Annotated in this window: 21 protein-coding genes; 14 read left to right on the top strand and 7 right to left on the bottom strand. The window is 63.3% G+C overall.

The features are described from left to right. Positions 1 to 181 precede the first annotated feature (181 nt). Entirely contained in the window at positions 182 to 1,135 is a 954-nt protein-coding gene (locus tag ASN89_RS09075; protein ID WP_035821285.1) for a chemotaxis protein, read from the bottom strand. 563 nt (positions 1,136 to 1,698) lie between these two features. On the opposite strand from ASN89_RS09075, the gene zwf reads away from it, so the two are divergent. From zwf to tal, 3 genes are all read left to right on the top strand, one after another. Next, complete coding sequence (zwf, locus tag ASN89_RS09070; protein WP_046685898.1) at positions 1,699 to 3,171, top strand: glucose-6-phosphate dehydrogenase; 1,473 nt, start codon at positions 1,699 to 1,701, stop codon at positions 3,169 to 3,171. A gap of 87 nt (positions 3,172 to 3,258) precedes the next feature. Beyond that, positions 3,259 to 4,113, top strand: a complete 855-nt coding sequence (locus ASN89_RS09065) for an SIS domain-containing protein (RefSeq protein ID WP_034750862.1) — start codon at positions 3,259 to 3,261, stop codon at positions 4,111 to 4,113. Between the two features lie 154 nt (positions 4,114 to 4,267). Beyond that, positions 4,268 to 5,203 (top strand): transaldolase, encoded by a 936-nt coding sequence (gene tal, locus ASN89_RS09060; RefSeq protein ID WP_034753971.1) that lies wholly within the window; start codon positions 4,268 to 4,270, stop codon positions 5,201 to 5,203. A gap of 67 nt (positions 5,204 to 5,270) precedes the next feature. Here the strand turns inward: tal and ASN89_RS09055 are convergent, their stop codons facing one another. Then, positions 5,271 to 6,140, bottom strand: coding sequence for a hypothetical protein (locus tag ASN89_RS09055; RefSeq protein ID WP_058049032.1), 870 nt, complete (start codon positions 6,138 to 6,140; stop codon positions 5,271 to 5,273). 204 nt (positions 6,141 to 6,344) lie between these two features. On the opposite strand from ASN89_RS09055, the gene ASN89_RS09050 reads away from it, so the two are divergent. From ASN89_RS09050 to ASN89_RS09040, 3 genes are all read left to right on the top strand, one after another. Then, entirely contained in the window at positions 6,345 to 7,418 is a 1,074-nt protein-coding gene (locus ASN89_RS09050; protein WP_046685900.1) for a FabD/lysophospholipase-like protein, read from the top strand. A 122-nt stretch (positions 7,419 to 7,540) separates the two neighbouring features. Then, positions 7,541 to 9,271 carry a methyl-accepting chemotaxis protein gene (locus tag ASN89_RS09045; protein ID WP_046685901.1) on the top strand — a complete coding sequence of 577 codons (1,731 nt, stop codon included), beginning with the start codon at positions 7,541 to 7,543 and terminating at the stop codon, positions 9,269 to 9,271. Between the two features lie 153 nt (positions 9,272 to 9,424). Beyond that, positions 9,425 to 10,600, top strand: coding sequence for a tetratricopeptide repeat protein (locus ASN89_RS09040; protein WP_046685902.1), 1,176 nt, complete (start codon positions 9,425 to 9,427; stop codon positions 10,598 to 10,600). On the opposite strand, the gene hemW is transcribed toward ASN89_RS09040, so the two are convergent. The 3 genes from hemW to rph form a co-directional block, all read right to left on the bottom strand. Beyond that, positions 10,597 to 11,871, bottom strand: coding sequence for a radical SAM family heme chaperone HemW (gene hemW / locus ASN89_RS09035; RefSeq protein ID WP_058049031.1), 1,275 nt, complete (start codon positions 11,869 to 11,871; stop codon positions 10,597 to 10,599). The genes ASN89_RS09040 and hemW overlap by 4 nt on opposite strands. Beyond that, a complete protein-coding gene (gene rdgB / locus ASN89_RS09030) occupies positions 11,868 to 12,452 on the bottom strand; it encodes an RdgB/HAM1 family non-canonical purine NTP pyrophosphatase (RefSeq protein ID WP_046685904.1) in 585 nt (194 codons plus the stop codon). Before rdgB ends, hemW begins: the two co-directional genes overlap by 4 nt. Positions 12,453 to 12,590: 138 nt before the next feature. After that, complete coding sequence (rph, locus tag ASN89_RS09025; RefSeq protein WP_046685905.1) at positions 12,591 to 13,319, bottom strand: ribonuclease PH; 729 nt, start codon at positions 13,317 to 13,319, stop codon at positions 12,591 to 12,593. 302 nt (positions 13,320 to 13,621) lie between these two features. Between rph and ASN89_RS09020 the strand changes: the two genes are divergently transcribed. Continuing rightward, positions 13,622 to 14,512 carry a YicC/YloC family endoribonuclease gene (locus ASN89_RS09020; protein ID WP_046685906.1) on the top strand — a complete coding sequence of 297 codons (891 nt, stop codon included), beginning with the start codon at positions 13,622 to 13,624 and terminating at the stop codon, positions 14,510 to 14,512. A gap of 10 nt (positions 14,513 to 14,522) precedes the next feature. Here the strand turns inward: ASN89_RS09020 and ASN89_RS09015 are convergent, their stop codons facing one another. After that, the gene (locus ASN89_RS09015) at positions 14,523 to 14,933 is read right to left on the bottom strand and encodes a DoxX family protein (RefSeq protein WP_082654489.1); all 411 of its coding nucleotides are present in this window, start codon (positions 14,931 to 14,933) and stop codon (positions 14,523 to 14,525) included. A 209-nt stretch (positions 14,934 to 15,142) separates the two neighbouring features. On the opposite strand from ASN89_RS09015, the gene gmk reads away from it, so the two are divergent. The 3 genes from gmk to ASN89_RS09000 all read left to right on the top strand — a co-directional run bounded on the left by gmk (position 15,143) and on the right by ASN89_RS09000 (position 18,404). Next, complete coding sequence (gmk, locus tag ASN89_RS09010) at positions 15,143 to 15,781, top strand: guanylate kinase (protein WP_080753685.1); 639 nt, start codon at positions 15,143 to 15,145, stop codon at positions 15,779 to 15,781. 54 nt (positions 15,782 to 15,835) lie between these two features. Beyond that, positions 15,836 to 16,039 (top strand): DNA-directed RNA polymerase subunit omega, encoded by a 204-nt coding sequence (gene rpoZ / locus ASN89_RS09005; RefSeq protein WP_010400723.1) that lies wholly within the window; start codon positions 15,836 to 15,838, stop codon positions 16,037 to 16,039. Positions 16,040 to 16,121: 82 nt separating this feature from the next. Continuing rightward, positions 16,122 to 18,404 (top strand): RelA/SpoT family protein, encoded by a 2,283-nt coding sequence (locus ASN89_RS09000; RefSeq protein WP_046685908.1) that lies wholly within the window; start codon positions 16,122 to 16,124, stop codon positions 18,402 to 18,404. A gap of 55 nt (positions 18,405 to 18,459) precedes the next feature. Here ASN89_RS09000 and greB read toward each other — a convergent pair whose 3' ends face one another. Continuing rightward, positions 18,460 to 19,026 carry a transcription elongation factor GreB gene (greB, locus tag ASN89_RS08995; RefSeq protein ID WP_058049030.1) on the bottom strand — a complete coding sequence of 189 codons (567 nt, stop codon included), beginning with the start codon at positions 19,024 to 19,026 and terminating at the stop codon, positions 18,460 to 18,462. Between the two features lie 115 nt (positions 19,027 to 19,141). Here greB and ASN89_RS08990 point away from each other — a divergent pair, with 115 nt between their 5' ends. From ASN89_RS08990 to ASN89_RS08975, 4 genes are all read left to right on the top strand, one after another. Continuing rightward, entirely contained in the window at positions 19,142 to 19,729 is a 588-nt protein-coding gene (locus tag ASN89_RS08990) for a hypothetical protein (protein ID WP_058049029.1), read from the top strand. A 17-nt stretch (positions 19,730 to 19,746) separates the two neighbouring features. Continuing rightward, positions 19,747 to 21,249 carry a sensor histidine kinase gene (locus tag ASN89_RS08985; RefSeq protein ID WP_235501918.1) on the top strand — a complete coding sequence of 501 codons (1,503 nt, stop codon included), beginning with the start codon at positions 19,747 to 19,749 and terminating at the stop codon, positions 21,247 to 21,249. A 30-nt stretch (positions 21,250 to 21,279) separates the two neighbouring features. Continuing rightward, the gene (locus ASN89_RS08980) at positions 21,280 to 21,927 is read left to right on the top strand and encodes a response regulator transcription factor (RefSeq protein WP_034753998.1); all 648 of its coding nucleotides are present in this window, start codon (positions 21,280 to 21,282) and stop codon (positions 21,925 to 21,927) included. A 198-nt stretch (positions 21,928 to 22,125) separates the two neighbouring features. After that, entirely contained in the window at positions 22,126 to 23,697 is a 1,572-nt protein-coding gene (locus ASN89_RS08975) for a diguanylate cyclase (protein ID WP_046685911.1), read from the top strand. The last annotated feature ends 42 nt before the right edge of the window (positions 23,698 to 23,739 follow it).

Raw genomic sequence — 23,739 nt, 5'->3', positions numbered from 1 at the left:
CGACCTACCGGACTGCCACGTGCCCAGAGGCGTGGCGGACCAGCCGTAATCGTTTGCCAGCAAGAAAAAGCGCCGGCACCCGCGAGGGTCCGGCGCTTTTTCTTGCGCAACGGCGTAGGTCGGATTAGCGGGACGAAGGCCCGCGTAATCCGACAACCGTGTTGACCATGGCCGCGCCGGATTAGCGCGACAATACCTTGCGGATCGTCTCGGCCAATTCAGCCGCCACAAACTTGGCCACATACCCATCGGCGCCGACGCCCTTGACGTGGTCTTCGTTGGTCGAGCCCGTCAGCGACGAGTGGATCACCACGGGAATGTTGGAGAAACGGCCATCGTTCTTGATGTTGCGCGTCAAGGTAAAGCCATCCATTTCCGGCATTTCCAGATCGGTCAGCACCAGCGCAACCTTGTCTTTCGCCGTCTTGCCTTCCGTCGCCGCCTGGGCAGAGATCGCCTGCAGGCGTTCCCACGCTTCCTTGCCCGTCTTGGTCATGATGAAAGGCACGCCCATCGCTTCGAGGCCTTTTTCGATCAGCGAGCGGGCCAGCGAGGAATCGTCGGCCGCGAGGATCACGGCGCCGGCCGGCAAGCGCACTTGCGGGCCGATGCTGTTTTCGTCCACGTCCGGGTCGCCTGACGGCAACACGTTGCGCAGAATTTGCTCGACGTCCAGCACTTGCGCCAGGCGCGTCTTGTCCGTGTCGCCATCGAGGCGGGCGATGCTGGTGACGAGGCCGCCACCGACGCTCGATTCGGCCGACAGGACCTGATTCCATTCCAGGCGCACGATTTCATCGACCTCTTCCACGGCAAACGCCTGTGTCGAGCGGGCAAATTCGGTCACCATCAGGATCTTCAAACCATTGCTCTTGCAGCCGACCGCCATCGGCAAGTCGATCACGGGCACGATCTGGCCACGGATATTGACCACGCCCAGCATGTGCGGGTGCGAACCGGCTACCGCCGTGATGGCCGGCATTTCCATGATTTCACGGACTTTGAACACATTGATGCCGAACAGTTCGCGGCTGGTCGAGTGATCACTGGTGCCGAGCTTGAACAGGAACAGTTCGAATTTGTTATTGCCTGTCAGGCTGGTGCGTTCATCGACATCTTGCTGCATTGAATTCATTGTGTCCCCTTGAGCCGTCTTGTAAAGTTAAGTCGCCTGCCCCTGATGCTGCGGACAATGCGGACTGCACGTCGCATGGACGTCGGATGGCGGGTTCGGGGCATGGCCGGCGCTAGCGGTGCAGTGTGTATCGTACAATTTCTTACAACCAATAGTTGCTATCGATTCGAGCTTGAATTATACGGTTTTTTACTTTCTCCAAAGCTACTTTACGCTGCCAACGGCGATCCTGACAGCATTTCTTGATGCGCTTGTTGCTACAGCGCAAATGATGACGTAGAGAATCGAACATTTCCCTGGCAACCATGGTTGCTTTGAAAAGCCAGGTGAACATCACGATACTGCGTCGGCGCCGGCGAACGGCATATAATGGCCATGCCGGCATCGCGGGCAGGGATACAGGGCAAAATGGCGACGGCAGCCGTTGGAATGTAGTAAAATTTCTTGCAATTGCCTGTTCTACGTAGTAAATTTACACCACCGATTATAGTAGCGACAGACTGGCACTTCCGGTCGGCTTCCTCCCCGCTCCGGCCCTTTTACTTTTGCGACGACACTCACTTATGGCACTTACCGATTTTGACCTGGTCCTGTTTGGCGGCAGCGGCGATTTAGCAATGCGCAAGTTGTTGCCTGCAATGTATGCGCGCGACGTCGCGAACGATTTGCCGCCGACGGCGCGCATCATCTGTGTGGGCCGCCAGGACAGCGGCCAGGATGCATTCCTGAAAATGGTGGAAACCAACTCGCGCCCGCATATCAAGGCCAGCACCTTGAATGCCGCCACCTGGAGCAAATTCTGTGCGCGCATCGTGTATGTGTCGCTCAACGCCAGCGATGCGGCCACGTACGCGCCGCTGGTTGAAGCGCTGCGCGGCGATGCCGACCTGACCCGCGTGTACTACCTGGCGACGCCGCCGCATTTGTTCGCCCTCATCTGCGACAACCTGGAAGACAACGGCCTGGTGACGCCGAACTCGCGCGTGGTCCTGGAAAAACCGCTGGGCCGCGACCTGGCCAGCGCCAAGCAGATCAATGCCGAAGTGGGCAAGGTCTTCCAGGAATCGCAGATCTACCGTATCGACCATTACCTGGGCAAGGAAACTGTGCAGAACTTGCTGGCCCTGCGCTTCGGCAATATCCTGTTCGAACCGCTGTGGCGCCGTGAATGGATTTCCGACGTGCAGATCACCATCGCCGAAAAGCTGGGCGTGGGCAACCGCATGGGTTATTACGACACGTCGGGCGCGCTGCGCGACATGCTGCAAAACCACTTGCTGCAACTGCTGTGCATCGTCGCCATGGAACCGCCGACCTCGATCGCGCCGGACGCCGTGCGCGATGAAAAGCTGCAAGTGCTGCGCTCGCTGAAAAAATTCACGCCCACCACCCTGGCGCAAAACATCGTGCGCGGCCAGTACCGCGCCGGCCACGTGGACGGCGCCACCGTGCCGAGCTACCGCGACGAGCCGGATGCGCCGGAACATTCGCGCACCGAGACCTTCGTTGCCCTGAAGGCGGAAATCGACACCTGGCGCTGGGCCGGCGTGCCGTTCTACCTGCGCACGGGCAAGCGCATGGCCGACAGTCTGGCCGAGATCGTCGTGCGCTTCAAGCAGATCCCGCACTCGATCTTCAACCAGCCCACGTCGAGCTTCCAGCCGAACTGCTTGGTGATCCGTTTGCAGCCGGACGAAGGCTTGCGCATGAACCTGATGGCAAAAACCCCAGGCGACGGCATGCGTTTGAAACCGGCGGAACTGGAACTCGATTTCCGCGAATCGTTCAAGACCCCGCGCATGGATGCCTACGAGCGTTTGCTGCTCGACGTGCTGCGCGGCCAGCTGACCCTGTTCATGCGCGGCGACGAACTGGAAGCGGCCTGGGAATGGGTCGAACCGATTCTCGACAGCTGGGAACAGAACGACAGCGCGCCGATTCCGTACACGGCCGGCACCTGGGGCCCTGCCGCCGCCAGCGCCCTGATCGGCCGCGATGGCTTGCAGTGGCGTGAAGAAGCACTACCCGAGGATTAACAGGCAATACAAGGGCCTGCCCGCAGATGGGCAGGCCCTTTATCTATCATCCCCACACTCCTGAACACCTACCAGAAGACTACCCTGATGCTGCTTGATTCCATCCGCACCCAGCTCGATTCGCTCTCCAAGTCGGAGAAGAAGGTCGCGCTGGCCGTGCTTGACCAGCCTAACCAGACGGTCAGCCAGAACATCACGGCGCTGGCGAAAAGCGCGCAGGTGTCGGAACCGACCGTGGTGCGCTTTTGCCGCACCCTGGGCTACGACGGCTGGCATGAATTCAAGCTGAAGCTGGCGCAGGGCCTGGCCCTGGCCATGCCGGGCGCGAACGAGCAGCCGGCGCAGGACGACCTGGCGGCCGACCTGGTGAATAAAATCTGCAGCCGCTCGATCAACACCCTGCTCGACCTGCGCAACAACCTGAACCCGGAAGCGATCCAGCGCGCGCTCGACATCCTGTCGCGCGCCAGCAAGATCGAATTCTATGGCCAGGGCACGTCGGGCATCGTGGCGGCCGACGCGCAGCACAAGTTCTTCCGCTCGGGCGTGCCGACGGTGGCCTACAGCGACCCGAACATCCACAGCATCGCCGCTGCCCTGCTGCGCGGCGGCGACTGCCTGGTGGCCATCTCGCAGCGCGGCAACAGCCCCGCCCTGGTCCGCTCCGTGAAACTGGCGCGCCGCGGCGGCGCCGACGTTGTCGTGCTGGCCCCATCGGGCACGCCGCTGGCCGACCTGGCGACCGTGCTGATCCCGATCGACCTGGTCTTCAACACCGACCCCTACACCCCGATTTCCGCGCGCCTGGCCTACCTGGTCGTGATCGACGTGCTGGCCGTGGGCCTGGCACTGCAACGGGGACCGGAGTTCCGCAAGAAGATGCAGAATGCGCAGAAGGCGCTGCAGGAATTCGACATGCAGTTTGATTCTTTTATTGGCTAGGCAGCAGAAATCCGGGGTCTGACCCGCCGGGTCTGACCCCGGCTCTCAATTTTGGGTTCCTGCCACTGCATTTCTTCCGCACCAAAAGGACTGAACCGCGCCCCGGATTATGTACAATACCCCGGCAAGCCCATTCACTCTTTCCCGTGCAGCCATGAACCAACTCGAACAACTGAAGCAATTTACTACCGTGGTGGCCGACACCGGCGACTTCCAATCGATCCAGGCCTACACGCCGCGCGATGCGACGACGAATCCGTCGCTGATCCTGAAGGCCGTGCAGAAGGATGAATACAAGCCGCTGCTGGAAAAGGCCGTGCGCGACCATCCGAACGCCTCGACCGCCGAAATCATCGACCGCCTGCTGATCGCCTTTGGCGTGGAAATCCTGCAAACCATTCCCGGCCGCGTCTCCACCGAAGTCGATGCGCGCCTGTCGTTCGACACGGAAGGCACCGTCGCCAAGGGCCGCGACCTGATCGCCCTGTATTCGAACGCGGGCATCCCGCGCGAGCGCGTGCTGATCAAGATCGCCTCCACCTGGGAAGGCATCCGCGCCGCCGCCATCCTGGAAAAGGAAGGCATCCGCTGCAACATGACCCTGCTGTTCTCGCTGGCCCAGGCGATTGCCTGCGCCGAAGCGGGCGCCCAGCTCATTTCGCCGTTCGTCGGCCGCATCTACGACTGGTACAAGAAATCGACGGGCATCGACTACATGGGCGCGGAAGACCCGGGCGTGCAATCGGTCCGCCGCATCTACAATTACTACCGCAAGTTCGGCTACAAGACCGAGGTGATGGGCGCGAGCTTCCGCAACACGTCGCAAATCCTCGAACTGGCCGGCTGCGACCTGCTCACCATCAGCCCCGACCTGCTGCAAAAACTGGCCGACAGCGATGCGCCGGTGGAACGCAAGCTGAGCGCCGAAGCGGCGCCATCGACCAACATCGTGCAAATGTCGCTGAACGAGGAAGCCTTCCGCTTCATGATGAATGAAGACGCGATGGCGACGGAAAAACTGGCCGAAGGCATCCGCGCCTTCTGCGTCGATTCCGGCAAGCTGAAACAGATGATCGCGGCGCTGCGTTAATTCCGGCGCGCGAAAAAAAAGCGGCGTCCGTGCATGGCACGGCGCCGCTTTTTTCATGCCCGCGGGATCAGGAGCAACGGAACGTGGCCACGCCCTGGTAATTGGCGCCATTCGCCAGCTGCGCCTTGTAGGCGGCGATCAGCAGATAGCGGCCGGCGCCGCCGTCGCCCAGCATCAGCTGCGCGCCCGTGCCGCTCGACAGGTAGCCGCCGGTGATGCTGCTCGACGCAGGCGAAGCGATGGTCGTCGAAGCCGATACCTTGCCCGTGCTGCCGCCAGCGCTGGCATCGATGGCCAGCGCTATTTTGGCGCCGGAGGCATCGAAGGACATGCTGGCCGTGCCGCTGGCAGTGCCGAAGTAGCCGCTCGACGAGACGTTCGTGCCGCCCGTATAGCTTGGCGCCGTGAACGTACCCGCATCGCAGGTGAACGTGCCGGTCGCCGGCAGCGCGGCGAGCACGTTATAGGCGACGTAATGCGCGCTGGCATTGTTGCCGGTCAACGTCGTGGCGCCAGAGATACTGCTGAACGAGCCCTTGAACCAGCGTCCCTGCGCAAAAGCGGCGTCGCCGCTGATTTCGCGCGTCACGGACGGGTTGCCCGTCAGGACGATGCTGCCGATATTGCTCACGGCGCCCGAGGTATCTTGCACCAGCAGGCTGGCCTTGCCACTGCTCTGCAAGCCGATAGCCGTGAAGATGAAGCGGCTGTTGTCGCCATTCACGAAACGCGCGCTGACGGCGCCCGTGTTTTCGCCGGTGGCGGTCGGCGTGACAGGTACCACTGGCGGCGTAACAGGCGTCACGGGCGTCACGGGTGGATTCACGGGTGGATTCACGGCAACCGCCGTGTCGGATGGGGAAGAAGAACCGCCGCCACCGCAAGCGGCGAGCGAAGCGGCGATCAGGGTCAGAACAACAGCGTGATTCAGTTGCATACGATTCCAATAAAAAAAGCAAGACATAAGGAATCCTTGGCACATGCCAAAAATTCAACGTCCAATATTATGCAACATTTCTCAAGAGAATGGTTGCCTTAAAGAAATTTATTAATACTAACAATGTGACTATAGCGAGCGCGACTGTGTCGTGGCGCCACGCTGGCGGTAAAATAGCTGACTACCGGCCGCCAACGACTACTCATGCAATCACCGATCACCATCCGCCTGGGCCGCCGCGCCCGGACGCGCATCGCCGAACACGGAGTGCGCGCCAGCGACATTGCCATCGTCCCTGCCGCCGCGGGCGGGCCGAAAGGCTTGATCCTGCACCAGCTCGATTGCTGGCTGTTCGGCGATTTTCTACCGCAGGCGCCACGCCAGCGCCACTTCGTCGGCGCCTCGATCGGCGCCTGGCGCATGGCCGCCGGCGTATTCCCCGACCCGGTGGCCGCACAGCGCCGCCTGGTGCGCGAATACGTGGGCCAGCGCTATCCCGACAAACCCGAGGCGGCGCACGTCAGCCGCACGTGTCGCGCCCTGCTCGACGCCGTCCTCGACGGCCAGGACGCGCAGCTGCTACAGCACGAGCACCACAGCCTGTCGGTGCTGGCCGTGCGCGGCATCGGCGCGCTGGCGCAGCCAGGCAAATGGCGCGACCGGCGCGGCTTCCTGCTGGCGGCCGCCGGCAACGCCGTGGCGCGCGCGCGTCTGGCCGCGTCGCTGGAACGCGCCGTGTTCCATGCCGGACCGGACGGCGCCAGCTGGCTGCGCTCGCGCTTCGACGCCTTTCATTCCCACTTCGTGCCGCTGGCGCAAAACAACCTGCGCGACGCGCTGCTGGCCTCCGGCTCCATCCCGCTGGTACTCGATGCGGTCACGGACATCGTGGGCGCGCCGCCCGGGCGCTACTGGGACGGCGGCCTGGTCGACTATCATCTGCACCTGCCCTACCAGCGTGAACCGGACCTGGTGCTGTACCCGCATTTTGCCGACCATATCGTGCCGGGCTGGCTGGACAAGGCCATGCCCTGGCGTCGCGCGCGCAGCGGCGACAGCGCACTCGACAACATGATCCTCGTCTCGCCTTCGCCCGCCTTCGTGGCCAGCCTGCCCAATGGCAAACTGCCGGACCGGCGCGACTTCCCCCATTACGGCCAGGACCACGCGGCGCGCATGCGCGACTGGCGCCGCGCCATCGCGGAAAGCGAACGCATGGCGGCCGCCTTCGCCCGCTGGGCCGAGCAGCCGGACTTGCGCCAGGCGGGCGATCTGTAGCACGGGCGTGGCTGCAACAGGCGCAAAAACAAGCGCGCGTTTCCCTCGCCTCTTGGTCACTTCTCAGTGCATACTATGTCGCACAGGCAATTTAAATCCCCTCTGCGACAGGAGTTCCGACCATGCACGCCCTCTCCCACCTTCGTATCGGCACGCGCCTGGCTGCAGGCTTTGCGCTGGTGCTGCTGCTCTCCGTGATTTCCACCTCGTACGCGCTGTACAGCGCCCACGTGAATGCCGACGCAACGCGGCAAATGATGGAAAAACCGCTGGCCAAGGAACGCCTCGTATCGGACTGGTACGTGCTGATTTACTCGGCCATCGCGCGCACCTCGATGATCGCCAAAAGCACGGACGAAACCCTGTCCAGCGTGTTTGCCGACACCATCGCCGACAGCACCAAACAGGGCAGCGAACTGCTGAAGAAAATCGAAGCGCTGCTCGACAGCGATGAAGAAAAAGCCATTTTCAAGGCGTCCATCGCCGAGCGCGTCAAGTACCAGGATGCCAAGACACTGGTGATGAATGCGCGCAAGGCCGGCAACGCGGCGCAGGCGGAAAGCGCCTACCGCGACAGCTTTGCCCCCGCGGCCGCCAAGTACCAGAACAACGTCAAGGCCCTGCTGTCGCAGCAGCGCCAGGCCATCGACGCCACGGCGCACGCCATCGAGGCGGCCAACGGGCGCAGCTTCACCCTGCTGCTGACCTTGTGCGCGCTGGTGGTGGCGCTGGGCAGCGTCTGTGCCTGGCTGATCACGCGCTCGATCACGCAACCGTTGAAGGCCGCCGTGAAAGTGGCCGAAACGGTGGCCGACGGCGACTTGCGCACGCATTTCGGTAAAGCCGCCAGCGATGAAATCGGCGACCTGATGCGCGCGCTGCACGGCATGAACGAGGCGCTGCGCAAGGTGGTGTCGGAAGTCCAGACGGGCACCAATGCGATTGCCACGGCGTCGGGCGAAATCGCCGCCGGCAACCAGGATCTGTCGGCGCGCACGGAGCAGCAAGCCAGCTCGCTGGAAGAGACGGCGTCGTCGATGGAAGAACTGACCAGCACCGTCAAGCAGAATGCGGACAATGCGCGACAAGCCAACCAGATGGCGGTGGCCGCCTCCGGCGTTGCCGAACGGGGCGGCAGCATCGTCAGCCAGGTGGTCGACACCATGGGCGCCATCGATACGGCATCGACGAAAATCGTCGACATCATCGGCGTCATCGACGGCATCGCCTTCCAGACGAATATCCTGGCATTGAACGCGGCCGTCGAAGCGGCGCGCGCCGGCGAGCAGGGACGCGGCTTTGCCGTCGTCGCCACGGAAGTACGCAGTCTGGCGCAGCGCTCGGCTGCTGCGGCGCGCGAAATCAAGACCCTGATCGGCGACTCGGTGGAACAGGTCAACAACGGTACGCGGCTGGTGCATCAGGCCGGCAGCACCATGGGCGAAGTGGTCGACAGCGTGCGCAGGGTGACCGACATCATGGCCGAGATCACGGCCGCCAGCGCCGAGCAAAGCATGGGTATCGACCAGGTCAACCAGGCCATCGCGCAAATGGACCAGGTGACGCAGCAGAATGCGGCCCTGGTGGAAGAAGCGGCGGCCGCGGCCGAAAGCATGCAGGACCAGGCGGCGCGCCTGGCGCAAGTGGCGGCCGGCTTCCAGCTCGAACACATGACTGCTACTGCGCCGGTGCGCGCCGCACGGCCGGCCAAGACGGCCATTGCCAGCACGCCAAGGCTCGCGCCACGCTCCCCCGAGGCCAAGGCAAGCAAACCGGCAGCGCCGAAGGCGGCCGGTGCTGCGGCGCACAAAACGCCATCGCACATCGCCGGCGACGACTGGGAAGAATTTTAAGCCCGGCTTTCAAGCACAGTTTCAAGCGCCGCGCCGGCGGCGGCAAGGCGCTTGAAACTATTTGACAGCGGCGCCAGGCGCGCCGATACTGGTTTCAGGTGGGACTGGCGCGCCACCGCGACATGAGACAGCCGGCGCCTCCAGGGAGAGACCATGCGCCCCTATCTTGTTGCCGCCCGTTGTTTCAAGCATCTGGGCGCCGCCCTGCTCTGCGGCGCTTTGGCGGCTTGCAGCGTCGCACCGCCCGCCAGCCTGCCCCCCATCTTCAACGACAGCGATTTCGCGCCGGCCGCCGCCATTGACGCCAGCCAGGTCTTTGCCATCGACGAGACCATGCGCCAGTATGTGGGCACGCAAGTGCGGCGCGAGGCGCGCAACAAGAATAACCGCGCGGCGCTCTATGACGCCCTGTACGACAAGAGCAGGCTGAAACTCGAATACGATGCGGCCATGACCCGCAATGCGCGCGAAACGTTTGCCGCGCGCCAGGGCAACTGCCTGTCGCTGGTGATCATGACGGCGGCGCTGGCGCATGAATTGGGTTTGCAGGTGCGCTACCAGGAGGTGCTGGGCGAGGAAAGCTGGAGCCGCAGCGGCGACATGTATTTTGTCGCCGGCCACGTCAACCTGGTGCTGGGCCAGCGCCTGGGCGAAAACCGGAATAACTACGATACCAAGGGCACGCTGGTGATCGACTTCCTGCCGTCCGGCGACGTGGCGGGCTACCGCACGCGCGAAATCAGCGAAGCGACCGTGCTCGCCATGTACATGAACAACCGCGCCGCCGAAACCATGAGCGAGGGCCAGCTGGACCAGGCGTACTGGTGGGCCCGGGCCGCACTGCTGCAAGATCCCTCGTTCAGCGGCGCCTACAACACCCTGGGCGTGATCCAGTTCCGCCATGGCGACCTGGCCGCGGCGCGGCGCACGCTCGCCCATGCGCTGATACGCGCGCCGGACAACACGGTGCTGCTGTCGAACCTGGCACAGGCGCTGGAAGCGTCCGGGCTGCCCGATGAAGCGCTGCCGCTGCGCCGGCGCCTGCTGGCGCTGCAGCCGCAGCCGCCCTTCCACTACTTCAACCTGGGCAAGGCGGCCATGCAGCAAAACGATTACGTGCGGGCGATACAGCTGTTTTCACGTGAAATCGCGCGCGACCCGTACTACCACGAATTCCACTTCTGGCTGGCGCAAGCCTATGCGCGCCTGGGCCAGCTGGAGCAGGCCGGCAAGCAGCTGGAACTGGCGATGAGCAACAGCACCACGCGCGGCGACCACACGCTCTATGCGGCCAAGCTGCAGCGCCTGCGCGCCGTCACCACGCATTAATCTTCCAGGAACATCTGCTGCAAATCGTTCAGGAAGCACAATCCCCGTTCCGTCGGGCGGATGACCTGGTGGTCGCGGTACAGCAAGCCTTTCGCTTCGGCCGCATTGAGCGGCTGCTCGATGGCGTTGAGGGCCAGGCCCGTGCGCTCGGCGAACAGGTTCGGCGCAAAGCCCTGCGTCAGGCGCAGGGTATTGAGCATGAATTCAAAACCCATTTCCTCGCGCGCCAGTTCGCGCTCTTCCTGCACCGGCTTACCGGCCAGTACCGCGTCCATGTAGGCGCGCGGCTGCTTGTAGCGGGCCTGGCGCAGCACGCGGTGCGGGAACGAGATCTTCGAATGCGCGCCCGCGCCAATGCCCAGGTAGTCGCCGAATTCCCAGTAATTGCGGTTGTGCTTTGCCTGGCGGCCCGGCTGCGCATAAGCCGACACTTCATAGCGGCCGTAGCCCGCCTGCGCCGCGCGCGCGGCGACCATGTCGGCGATGTCGGCGCTCTCGTCGTCGTCCGGCAGCACGGGCGGATACTTGGCGAACAAGGTGTTCGGCTCCAGCGTCAGGTGATACAGCGACAGGTGTGGCGGCGCGAACGACAGCGCCGTTTCCAGGTCCTGCCGCGCCTCGTCCAGCGTCTGCGTGGGCAACGCATACATCAGGTCGAGATTGAAATTGTCGAAGTTGGCGTGCGCGATCTCCACCGCCCGGCGCGCCTCGTTGTCGTCGTGGATGCGTCCCAGCGCCTGCAAATGGCGGCCATTGAAGCTCTGGATGCCGATCGACAAACGGTTGATGCCGCTGGCCCGGTAGGACTTGAATTTTTCCGCTTCAAAGGTGCCCGGATTGGCTTCCATGGTGATTTCGCAATCGGGCTCCAGTGGCAGCAAGGTGCGCACGTCCGACATCAGGCGGTCCAGGCCCGCCGCCGACATCAGGCTGGGCGTGCCGCCGCCGATGAAAATGGTGTGGATCTTGCGGCCCCAGATCAGCGGCAGCGCCATTTCCAGGTCCAGCCGCAGGGCGGCCAGATATTCCGCTTCCGGCAAGTCGCCGCGCACCTCGTGCGAATTGAAGTCGCAATACGGGCATTTTTTCACGCACCACGGGAAATGGATGTACAGCGACAGCGGCGGCAGGGCCGTCAGGTTCAGCGCGCCCGGCTGCAGGTATTTCAGGGCCGCCCCGGCCGCGCCGGAAATGCCTTCCTGCGGCGCGGGAGCGGCACCGGGCCTGGCTGCCGACTTGGCAACGGCGCCCACCAGTTTGATCGGGATCATCGCAGCTTTTCCACCAGCGCGCGCAGGGCCTGGCCACGGTGCGACAGCGCGTTCTTTTCATCGGACGTCAGTTCGGCCGCGCACTTGCCCAGCGCGGGAAGATAGAAATGCGGATCGTAGCCGAAGCCGCCATTGCCGCGCGGGGTGGCGATCATTTCGCCATTCCAGCGGCCGTCGGCGATCACCGGCTGCGGGTCGTCCGCATGGCGCACGTACACCAGCACGCAGTAGTAATACGCGGACTTGTCGGCATGCGCCTCGAGGTCGGCGATCAGCTTGGCGCTGTTGGCCGCATCCGATTTCGGCTCGCCCGCATAGCGGGCCGAGTACACGCCCGGCGCGCCGCCGAGCGCATTGACGCACACGCCCGAATCGTCGGCCAGCGCCGGCAAGCCTGTCAGGCGCGACGCGTGGCGCGCCTTTTGCAGGGCGTTTTCAACGAAAGTGTGGAACGGCTCGTCGCTTTCCGGGACGTCATACTCGCCCTGGGCGTGGACGGAAAAACCGATGGTCGAGAGCAGCTCGTTGAATTCCTTGAGCTTGCCGGCGTTGTTGGAGGCGAGGATGAGGCGTTGGGTCATGTCAGTAGTCCGGTTGAAGTGCCGACATTGTAAACCTTTTGCGCTCCCCTCACCTTGCCACGCCGCTGCCGCAAGAAGCGGCAGGCGTGAGCTTTTTGCCCGGCGCGGCGGGCAATGACATGTAAATCTGTGTAAAGATTACATGCCGAGGGCTTGCTTTTGCAGGGCGATCAGATCGGCGATGCCGCCTTGCGCCAGGTCCAGCAAACGGTTCATGCCGGCGCGGTCGAACGCGGCGCCTTCGGCCGTGCCCTGCACTTCGATGAAGTGGCCCGCTTCCGTCATCACCACGTTCATGTCCGTGTCGCAGCCCGAGTCTTCCACATAGTCCAGGTCCAGCACCGGCATGCCCTGGTAGACGCCCACCGAGATGGCGGCAACAAAGCTTTTCACGGGGATGGCGGCAATCGCGCCGCGCGCCTGCAGCTGGGAAAACGCGTCATACGCGGCCACCATGGCGCCCGTGATCGAGGCCGTGCGCGTGCCGCCGTCGGCCTGGATGACGTCGCAATCGAGGTGCAGGGTGCGTTCGCCGAACGCCTGCAAATCGAAGGCGGCGCGCAGCGAGCGGCCGATCAGGCGCTGGATTTCCTGCGTGCGGCCGGACTGCTTGCCGCGCGCCGCTTCGCGGTCCATGCGCGTGTGCGTCGAGCGCGGCAGCATGCCGTACTCGGCCGTCAACCAGCCCTGGCCCTTGCCCTTCAGGAAGCCCGGCACCTTGTCTTCGATGCTGGCGGTGCAGATGACCTTGGTGTCGCCGCACTCGATCAGCACCGAGCCTTCGGCATGCTTGGTGTACTGGCGGGTGATGCGGATGGCGCGCAGCGCATCGACGGCGCGGCCGCTCGGGCGGGATTCGAATGTCATGGGGATGTCCTGTGTGATTGGGGTTGCGGCAGCGATTCTACCACCGCGCGCCCGTCTATTTGCGGCCATGCAACAGCGCAAGGCGCAATGGCGGGCGGCGCACACATGATCCATACAATCCTGCCCCGCCAAACACAATTTTCTTTACAATGCCGTAAAACGCACACTATTCAGCAATTTCCAGGCCATCGAGCACTTCGGTCCTGTTTTGCGGCGCGGGCGGTATTGCCTGCGCTGGCTGATTAAGTGTATAAGTGACTGTATACAAGACCAAATCGGGGAATCCTTTGAGCATTTCAAGCATGACAGGCTACGCGGTTGCCACCAGCGAAGGTGCTGCAGGCACACTGACAATTGAAATCAAGAGCGTCAACTCGCGCTTTCTCGACCTGCAATTCCGGATCAACGACGATCTGCGGGCTCTGGAGCCTGATTTGCGCGCCGCCGTCATGTCCGCCATCACGCGCGGCAAAGTCGAGGTACGCCTGAGCTTTGGCCGCAAGGCCGCCACAAACGGCACGCAGGCGCTGAACCTGCCCCTGCTGACGGAACTGGCGCGCCTGCAAGCCGAAGTGGGCCAGCATTTTGTCTCCGCCCCCGTCATGACGGTGGCCGAACTGCTGCGCTGGCCAGGCGTCATCGAAGAAGCGCAAGTGGGGCAGGAATCATTGCAGGCGGACGTGGGCGCGCTGACCAAGCGCACCGTGGCCGCCTTCGTCGACAGCCGCAAGCGCGAAGGCGCGGCGCTCGAAGCCGTGCTCGTGTCGCGCATCGAAGCGATGGAAGCCATCGTCAAGCGCATCACGCCATTGATACCGCAAGTGGTGGCGGCCTTCCAGCAAAAAGCCATCGAGCGCATGCAGGATGCGCTGGGCCTGGCCAGCCAGGGCTCGAATTCGGCCCTGTCGCGCCAGGACGCCATGGAACGCATCCGCCAGGAAGTGATTTTGTACGGCATCCGCATCGACGTGTCGGAAGAACTGGCGCGCCTGTCGGCCCACCTGGGCGAAACGCGCCACATCCTCACCAAGGGCGGGCAAGTGGGCAAGCGCCTCGACTTCATGATGCAGGAACTCAACCGCGAAGCCAATACCCTGGGCGCCAAGGCGTCAGTCAAGGAACTGGCCGACGCCTCGATGGACTTGAAGCTGCTGATCGAGCAGATGCGCGAACAGGTGCAGAACCTGGAATAATCGCTCCGCCTCAGGCCAGGTGCGCTCCGGCGCGCCCCCTGTCGCTGGCGGCGATGACGACGCAGGCGACAAACAGCACGATGCTGTATTCCACGCCGCCGGCGCCATGTTCGCCCACGAACCAGCCCTTGGCCGCATGCACGAGGGCGATGCCGCCGACGCAGATGACCATCAATCCGGCCGCCGCCCAGCGCGTGTATTTGCCGGCGATGAGCAAACTGCCGCAAACGATCTCGACGACGGTAATCGCCCACACGACGGCCAGGCCACAGATAAATCCCTTGTCTTCCAGGAAACCGGCAAAGCGGGGAATGGTGCCGTTGGCGATGCGCGTGATGGCGTGCGCCATGAACATCACGGCGATGGCCACGCGCAGCAGCAACATGGCCTGGGCAACACTGAGAAACGGGAAATTTTTCATGCGCGCATCCTGTCGGCAAATAGTTATCAAGAAAAAAGCATTCCAAATTAGATAACTATTTCTTCAAGATAACAAGCAAAATATGCGCAGGGCTGGCGGCAAGGCGCATCGCGGGGCTGGCTCGCCGCCTTGCCTCTTGGTAAAATACCGAATTGGGCGGCGCCCATGCAGCGCACACGCCGCCATCACACGTATATGGAAAGATCCGCATGAGCCACCCTACCGCCTTCTCCGGCAGCCTGTTCGTGGTCGCCGCGCCATCGGGCGCCGGCAAATCGACACTGGTCAATGCATTGCTGGCGCAAGAGCCCGGCATTAAGCTGTCGATCTCGACCACCACGCGCGCGCCCCGTCCGGGCGAGCAGCACGGCCGCGAGTACTATTTCACGACGGCGGAAGACTTTGTCGCGCGCGCCGACCAGGGCGAATTCCTGGAATGGGCGGAAGTGCATGGCAATTACTACGGCACCTCGCGCATCATGGTGGAACAGCAAATGGCCGCCGGCACCGACATCCTGCTGGAAATCGACTGGCAGGGCGCGCGCCAGGTACGCAAGCAATTCCCCCGCGCGGCCGGTATTTTCATCCTGCCGCCGTCGATCGATGCGCTGGAAGAACGCTTGAACAAGCGCGGCCAGGACGAGCCGCACGTGATCACGCGCCGCCTGCTGGCGGCCGGCGGCGAAATCGCACACGCTCCCGAGTTCGAGTATGTTATTATCAATGAAGAGTTTACGGTCGCTTTGTCCGAACTGAGCGCGATCGTGAGAGCGGCCCGTTGCCGGTTTGCGCAACAAGCGGCCCGCAACGCATCGCTATTCGCCCAGCTGGGCCTGCACGCAGAATAATCGTCTCTGCACGCCAGTTCACACAGCACCACGCACACAAATTTAGGAGTTACTATGGCCCGTATCACAATCGAAGATTGCCTGAAGCAGATCCCTAACCGTTTCCAGCTGACCCTGGCTGCGACTTATCGCGCACGTCAGTTGTTGCAAGGCCACACCCCTAAGGTGGAAGCCAAGGACAAGCCTACCGTTGTCGCACTGCGTGAAATCGCTGCCGGTAAAGTCGGCATCGAAATGCTGAAAAAGGTCCCGATGTAATTGGGAACCCGCGTGCCGGAACAGTGCTGACCCCTGGTTCTACCGTATCCTTTATTCACACTGTGAAGCAACGCGACGTTTTATGAGTCTGACCCCAGCCGACACGACTTCCGCAGCACTGCCGCCCCTGGCCCCGCGCCAGGCGGCAAAATCGCAGGGCGCTTCCGCGCCCGGCGCCGGCACGTCCGGCAGCAACACCCCCGCAGTACCGCCAGCGCCAGCCCTCGGCGTGGCTTCCGTCAGCCACCTGGCCGACAAGCTGGCCGAATACCTGTCTCCTGCCGACCTGAAAAAAGTCAAGGAAGCCTACCGCTTCTCCGACGAAATGCACCTGGGCCAGATGCGCCGCTCGGGCGAGCCGTATATCTCGCACCCGATCGCCGTCGCCGAAATCTGCGCCGACTGGAAGCTCGACGCGCAAGCCATCATGGCCGCCCTGCTGCACGACGTGATGGAAGACCAGGACGTCAAGAAGGATGAATTGATCGAGCGCTTCGGCGCCCCCGTGGCGCACCTGGTCGACGGCCTGTCGAAGCTGGAAAAGATCGAATTCCAGAGCCAGATCGAAGCGCAGGCGGAAAACTTCCGCAAGATGCTGCTGGCCATGGCCTCCGACGTGCGCGTGATCCTCATCAAGCTGGCCGACCGCCTGCACAATATGCGCACGCTGGACTTCATGACGGCGGCAAAAAAGCGCCGCATCGCCAGCGAGACCATGGAAGTGTACGTGCCGATCGCGCACCGCCTCGGCCTGAACAACATCTACCACGAACTGCAGGACCTGTCGTTCTCGCACCTGTACCCGATGCGCTACCGCACGCTGGCGAAAGCCGTCAAGGCGGCGCGCGGCAACCGGCGCGAAGTGGTCAACAAGATCATGGAAGCGGTGAAAAGCACCTTGTCCATGGCCGAGCTCGAGGCCGACGTCACGGGCCGCGAAAAGACGCTGTACGACATCTATAAAAAGATGCGCAGCAAGCATTTGTCGTTCTCGCAAGTGCTGGACGTGTATGGCTTCCGCGTGGTGGTGAGCAGCTTTGCCGACTGTTACGTGACCCTGGGCACCCTGCACAGCCTGTACAAGCCGATGCCGGGCAAGTTCAAGGATTACATCGCGATCCGCAAGCTGAACGGCTACCAGTCGCTGCACACGACCGTCATCGGCCCGTACGGCACGCCCGTGGAATTCCAGATCCGCACGCAGGAAATGCACCGCACGGCCGAGTCTGGCGTGGCGGCGCACTGGCTGTACAAGAGCGGCGAATCGAACCCGTCCGACCTGCAGCAGCGCACCCATGCGTGGCTGCAATCCCTGCTCGACATCCAGCAGCAGACGGGCGACTCGGCCGAATTCCTCGAACACGTCAAGGTCGACCTGTTCCCCGATTCCGTCTACGTGTTTACGCCGAAGTCGAAGATCATCGCCCTGCCGCGCGGCGCCACGGCCATCGACTTCGCCTACTCGATCCACACGGGCATCGGCGACCAGACCGTGGCCGTCAAGATCAACAACGAAACCTCGCCCCTGCGCACCGAGCTGCACAATGGCGACATCGTGGAAATCATCACCGATTCCTCGTCGCGCCCCAGCCCGACGTGGCTGTCGTTCGTGCGCACCGGCAAGGCCCGTTCGGCCATCCGCCACCATTTGCGCACGATCAACCTGCCCGAATCGATCGCCCTGGGCCAGCAATTGCTGTCGCAAGCGCTGCACACCCTGAACATCGACGCCGACCTGCAAGCGCCATTGGTCGAACGCCTGCTCAACGAATCGAGCGCCAATTCCATGGACGAGTTGTACGCGGACATCGGCATCGGCAAGCGCATGGCCACCCTGGTGGCGCGCCACATTTTTGGTTTGATCGGCGGCGAAGCGGCCAGCATGCCCGTGGAACACAACAGCGGCAGCGAGCTCGACCCTGTCACCATCTGCGGCAGCGAAGGCGTCTCCGTGCAACTGGCGCCATGCTGCTTGCCGATCCCTGGCGACCAGATCATCGGCCAGCTGCGCCGCGACCAGGGCTTGCTCGTCCACACCAGCGACTGCTCGCAAGCGAAACGCCAGCGCGCCAAGGAACCGGACCGCTGGATCGCCGTGCGCTGGGGAACCGAACTGAACCGCCGCTTCGACTGCCGCATCAAGGTGCTGATCAACAGCGAACGGGGCATCCTCGCCAGAGTCGCCGCCGAAATCGGCGAATCCGACGCCAACATCATCTATGTGGGCATGGACGAAGACAAGGACAACGTCCTCGACCAGCTGCGCTTCACCGTGCAAGTCAAGGACAGGGTCCACCTGGCCGCCCTGCTGCGCAATGTGCGGCGCGTCGCGGGCGTCAACCGCATCCTGCGCGAGCGCAATTAAAAAACGGCTGGCCAGATTCTCTGCCCAGCCGTTTTTTCATGCTTCCCGCATCACTTCAAGCTCCCCCAGGTGCCGGATACGTCACTTCCAGCAATTCCAGTTCCTGCTCGCCCAGTGGCGTGGTGAGGGTGATCACGTCGCCTTCGCGCGCCTTGGTGATGGTGCGGGCCATGGGCGAGACCCAGCTGATCTTGCCGTTCAGGGGATCGAACTCGTCGATGCCGACGATGGTGATGGTGTGCGTTTCGCCGTCGCTGGTGCGGTAGGTTACCGTGGCGCCGAAAAACACCTGGTCGTTGCCATGGTGCACGCTGGGGTCGACGATGGCGGCCAGGTCCATGCGCTTGGTGAGGAAGCGGATGCGGCGGTCGATTTCGCGCAGTCGGCGCTTGCCGTAGATGTAGTCGCCATTTTCCGAACGGTCGCCATTCGACGCCGCCCAATGGACGATGCGCACCACTTCCGGACGGTCGACGTCGATCAGCTGCAGCAGCTCTTCCTTGATGCGCTGGTAACCGGCCGGCGTGATGTAGTTCTTGGCGCCGGCGGGAATGGCCAGCGCCAGCGCGGCCGCTTCTTCATCGTCGTCGTTGTCGGATTCTTTTACAAAGGCTTTATTCATCTGTCTATTGTAGCCCCGCCAGGGAGCCGCGGGCACACGGGATGCGGGGGCAAACGGGCTTTTTTGACGTATCATCGTGGCAAACGCGGCAAACGTGGGCCGCACACGGAGACGGATGAAAAAATTCTACAGAGTCAGGCGCTGGCTGTTCGCGCCGCTGGTCTACCTGGCCGCCATCTTCCTGCTGATCGAGGAATGGCTGTGGGCGACAGGCGCGCGCATCATGCAGGTGATCGCGCAATTTCCGCCCCTGCATGCGCTCGAAGCGTGGATCAAGCGCCTGCCGCCGTACTGGGCGCTGGCCATCTTCGTGCTGCCGGCCGTGCTGCTGTTTCCCGTCAAGCTGCTGGCCCTGCTGGCGATCGCGCGCGGCCATGCGTTTTCCGGCATCGGCGTGATCGTCATCGCCAAGCTGGGCGGCGCGGCCGCCGTGGCGCGCCTGTACAGCCTGACGCGCCCTACCCTGTTGACCTTGCCGTGGTTTGCGCGCTGGCATGGCTTGTTCATGGAAACCAAGGATCGCTGGATCGCCCGCCTGCGCGCCACGCGGCCATGGCGCCGAGTCAGCCGGCTGTCGGCCGCGCTGGGCCGCGCCCGCCGTGCCTGGTGGCAACGCTTGCGCAAGGGCACGCCAGGACGCCATAATTCGCGCCCGGCCAGGGTCCTGCGCCGCTTCGCCGCCTTCTGGCGCGCCCGCCGCTGATGAAGAAAGGCAACTCCATGCACGACACGCCCCGGCTGGCGCCCGCCCTGCGCGCGGCGGCGCCTGAAATCTACCTGTTTGATGCGGCCAGCTTGCAATTGCTGGATGCCAACGATGCCGCCTGCGACAACTTGCAGTACGCGCGCAAGCAATTGCTGGCGATGACGCCCTTCACCCTGGCGCCGCAGCTCGACGCGCAGCAACTGGCCGCCGTGCTGGCCACCCTCGACGACAGCATCGGCTCGCAAGCCCGGCTGCACGTGCAGCAGCGCCGCCGCGATGGCAGCCTGTATTCGCTCAGCCTGCAGTTGTCGCGCGCCAGCCGCCAGGGGCGCTCCCTGATCCTGGCCGAAGGCGAAGACTTGCGCACGCCGCAAGCGACGGCCGCCGCTCTGGCGCAGGTGCAGTCGCGCTTCAACGCCATCGTGTCGAACACGCCGGGCCTCGTGTACCAGTTCTGCCTGCATGCGGATGGACGGGCGTCCTTTGCCTACCTGAGCGACGGTTGCCAGGCCCTGCTGGGTCTGAGCCCGGCACAGCTGCACGCGCGCCCGGAACTGTTTTACCAGTTGATCCTGGCCGACGACCGCGCCTCGTATCTGGAATCGATGCAGGCCTCAAAAAACGCCTTGTGGAGCTGGAACTGGGAAGGCCGCATCTGGATCGATGCCTGGAAGGACGTCAAATGGATCAACCTGCGCTCCACGCCGCGCGCGCTGGCCGACGGCACGGTGCAGTGGGAAGGCATCATGACGAATATCACGGAAAGCCGGCTCGAGCAGATCGAAGTGCGCCAGTCGCGCGCCCGCCTGGCCGAGCTGACGGCGCATATCGACAAGGTCAAGGAGCACGAACGCACGCGCCTGGCGCGCGAATTGCACGATGACCTGGGCGGCAACTTGACGGCCATCAAGATGGCCTTGGCCATGCTGGCGCGCCGCCTGCCGCCGGACGACCCGCAACTGCAGGAAAAAGCCGACTATGTCGACGCCCTGGTCGACCGCAGCATCGACGCCGTGCACCGCATTTCGCTGGACTTGCGCCCCTCCATGCTGGACCTGGGCCTGGTCGCCGCGCTGGACTGGCAAGTCAAGGAATTCGCGCGCCAGGCCGGCATCGAATGCCAGTTCATTTCCAACCGCCAGCACATCGAACTGGAGCTCGACCAGGCGACCAGCCTGTTCCGCATCGCCCAGGAGGCGCTGACGAATATCGCCAAGCATGCGCAAGCGAGCAAGGTCAGCGTGCGCCTGGCCCGGCAGCGCCAGCATATCAGCCTGTCGATCGCCGACAATGGCGTCGGCATGCGCCTGTCCGACCGCGCCAAGCCGCAGTCGTTCGGCATCCGCGGCATGGCCGAACGGGCCAGCGCGCTGGGCGGCACCTTGAGCCTGATGGACGGGCCCGATGGCGGCACCATCCTGAGCATAAAAATCCGGCTGACCACGGCGCGAGAGGCGATAATAGCGGCTGCAGCCAGTGCGCCAGCGCACAGCGGGCCGCCGTCAGACGCGGCCTAGTGGGTGAATTAGATAGGAAACAACGCAGTCATGAAAGAAAAAGCCACCATCCGGGTATTCATCGCCGACGATCACGCGATCGTGCGCGAAGGCTTGAAGCAAATCCTCGCCGACACGAAGGACATCATCGTGGCCGGCGAAGCCGAAAATGGCCACGACGCCATCAAACTGTTCCGCGGCTCGAAATGCCAGGTATTGCTGCTCGACATCTCCCTGCCCGACCGCAGCGGCATCGAGGTGCTCAAGCAGATCAAGAAGGAAAAACCGGAACTGGCCGTGCTGATGCTGTCCATGCACCGCGAAGACCAGTACGCCATCCGTTCGCTCAAGGCGGGCGCGGCCGGCTACCTGACGAAACAGAGCGCGCCGCGCGAGCTGGTCACGGCCATCCGCCAAGTGGCGCAGGGTTTGAAATACATCAGCGCCTCGCTGGCCCAGGAACTGGCCAACACGGTGGGCGAAGACCACGAAACGGCCTTGCACGACACCTTGTCGGACCGCGAATACCAGACCCTCGTCATGATCGCCTCGGGCAAGGCCGTTGGCGCCATCGCCGAGGAACTGAAATTGTCCGTGAAAACCGTCAGCGAATACCGTGCCCGCTTGCTGGTCAAGATGAAACTCAAGAACAGCGCGGAACTGACGCATTACGCCATCCGCAACCAGCTGGTGGATTGACGGCAAAGCGGCATGCCCGCTGGCATCGGGCGAATTGACAGGACTTCTCCTTGCTTCTCGCACAATAAGTTCTTTGCCAACTCGCATATCATGGGGATAATGAGAAATATCTGAAAAGGCTGTGCCTACATGTCCAGTAAATTGCCATCTTCACCAGCAAGCGCTCCCGCTGGCGCCACGAATACCGCCGCCGCGGCGATGAACCCGGCCGATATCGCCCGCGAAGCGTTTCGCCGCCTGGCCACGCGCCGCATCGCCCCGACGCCGAGCGCCTACCGCGATATCTACAATGAAATCGCCGGCATCAGCGAACCGGCCGAGACGCCAGCTGCGCCGGGAGCGGTGCTGGCCGCCAGCGCCCCCACGGAGAGCGGCGCGGAAAACGTGCTGACGCAATTCGCCGCCAAGATGAGCGAATCGGCGGGCGAACTGGGCGACTTTGGCAAGCGTTTCCAGCGCGCCCTGAAGGCGCGCGACTGGGACAGCTATGCGCGCACCCTGGCGCAGCTGGCGGAGAAACAGGTCAAGAAAGGCGGCGGCATCGAATTGCCGCCCCTGCCGGACGGCGAACAGACGCGCACCCTGCGTGAATTGCTCAGCCGTACCCTGGGCTTTGCCGTCGCCACCTTGCTGACGGGCACGCCCGCGCTGGTGGAAGAGGCCGAATCGCTGGGCGCGGCCATCAAGCAGGCCCATACGGAAGAAGCGCTGAACGAAGCGGCCCTGCGCCTGAAGCAGCTGTGCTACCAGATCGAACTGAAAAGCGGCGACACGGCCGAGCAGCAGGAATTGCTGCTGCGCCTGTTCAAGCTGCTGCTCGACAACGTCAGCCAATTGCTGGACGACGACAGCTGGCTGCGCGGCCAGGTCGATGCCGTGCAAAACCTGATCGCCGGCCCGCTCGACCAGCGCGCGCTGGAAGACGCCACGCGCAGCCTGAAAGAAGTCATCTACAAGCAAAGCCAGCTCAAGCACAGCTTGTCCGACGTCAAGCTGACGGTCAAGAACATGATGATGACCTTCATCGACCGCCTGGGACAAGTGGCGGCCAGCACGGGCGACTTCCATGAAAAGATCGGCGGCTATTCGGAAAAGATCAGCCAGGCGGAAAATATCAGCGAACTGAACAGCGTTCTCGACGAAGTCCTGCGCGAAACGCGCATGGTGCAGAACGAGGCCTTGCGCGCACGCGACAAGATGGTGCTGGCGCGCCAGGAAGTGCAGGATGCGGAACAGCGCATCCACACCCTGGAAGCAAAGCTCCAGCACATGAGCGAACTGGTGCGGGAAGATCAGCTGACAGGCAGCCTGAACCGCCGTGGCCTGGACGACGTGTTCGAACGCGAGACGGCCCGCTCCGACCGCCGCGGCACGCCGCTGTGCATCGCCATGCTGGACCTGGACGACTTCAAGCGACTGAACGACACCTATGGCCACCTGGCCGGCGATGCCGCTTTGAAACACCTGGTCAAAATCGTCAAGGAAACACTGCGCTCGATGGACGTCATCGCCCGCTTCGGCGGCGAGGAATTCCTCATCCTGCTGCCGGAAACCACGGTCGAGGCGGCCTCGTCGACGATGACGCGCTTGCAGCGCGAGCTGACCCGGCATTTCTTCCTGCACGACAACGAGAAAGTCCTGATCACCTTTTCCGCCGGCGTGGCCCTGCGCCTGCCCAACGAAGACCAGGCCGAACTGGTCAAGCGCGCCGACCGCGCCATGTACCAGGCCAAGCAGACGGGCAAGAACCGCGTGGTGGTGGCGGACTGAACCACTTCAAGCGGTACGCGCCAATAAAAATGCCGCTCATCG

It is taken from the genome of Janthinobacterium sp. Ant5-2-1, from assembly GCF_001445815.1.
GTDB lineage: Bacteria > Pseudomonadota > Gammaproteobacteria > Burkholderiales > Burkholderiaceae_D > Janthinobacterium > Janthinobacterium lividum_E.
This window is presented reverse-complemented; position numbering and strand designations above follow the sequence as displayed.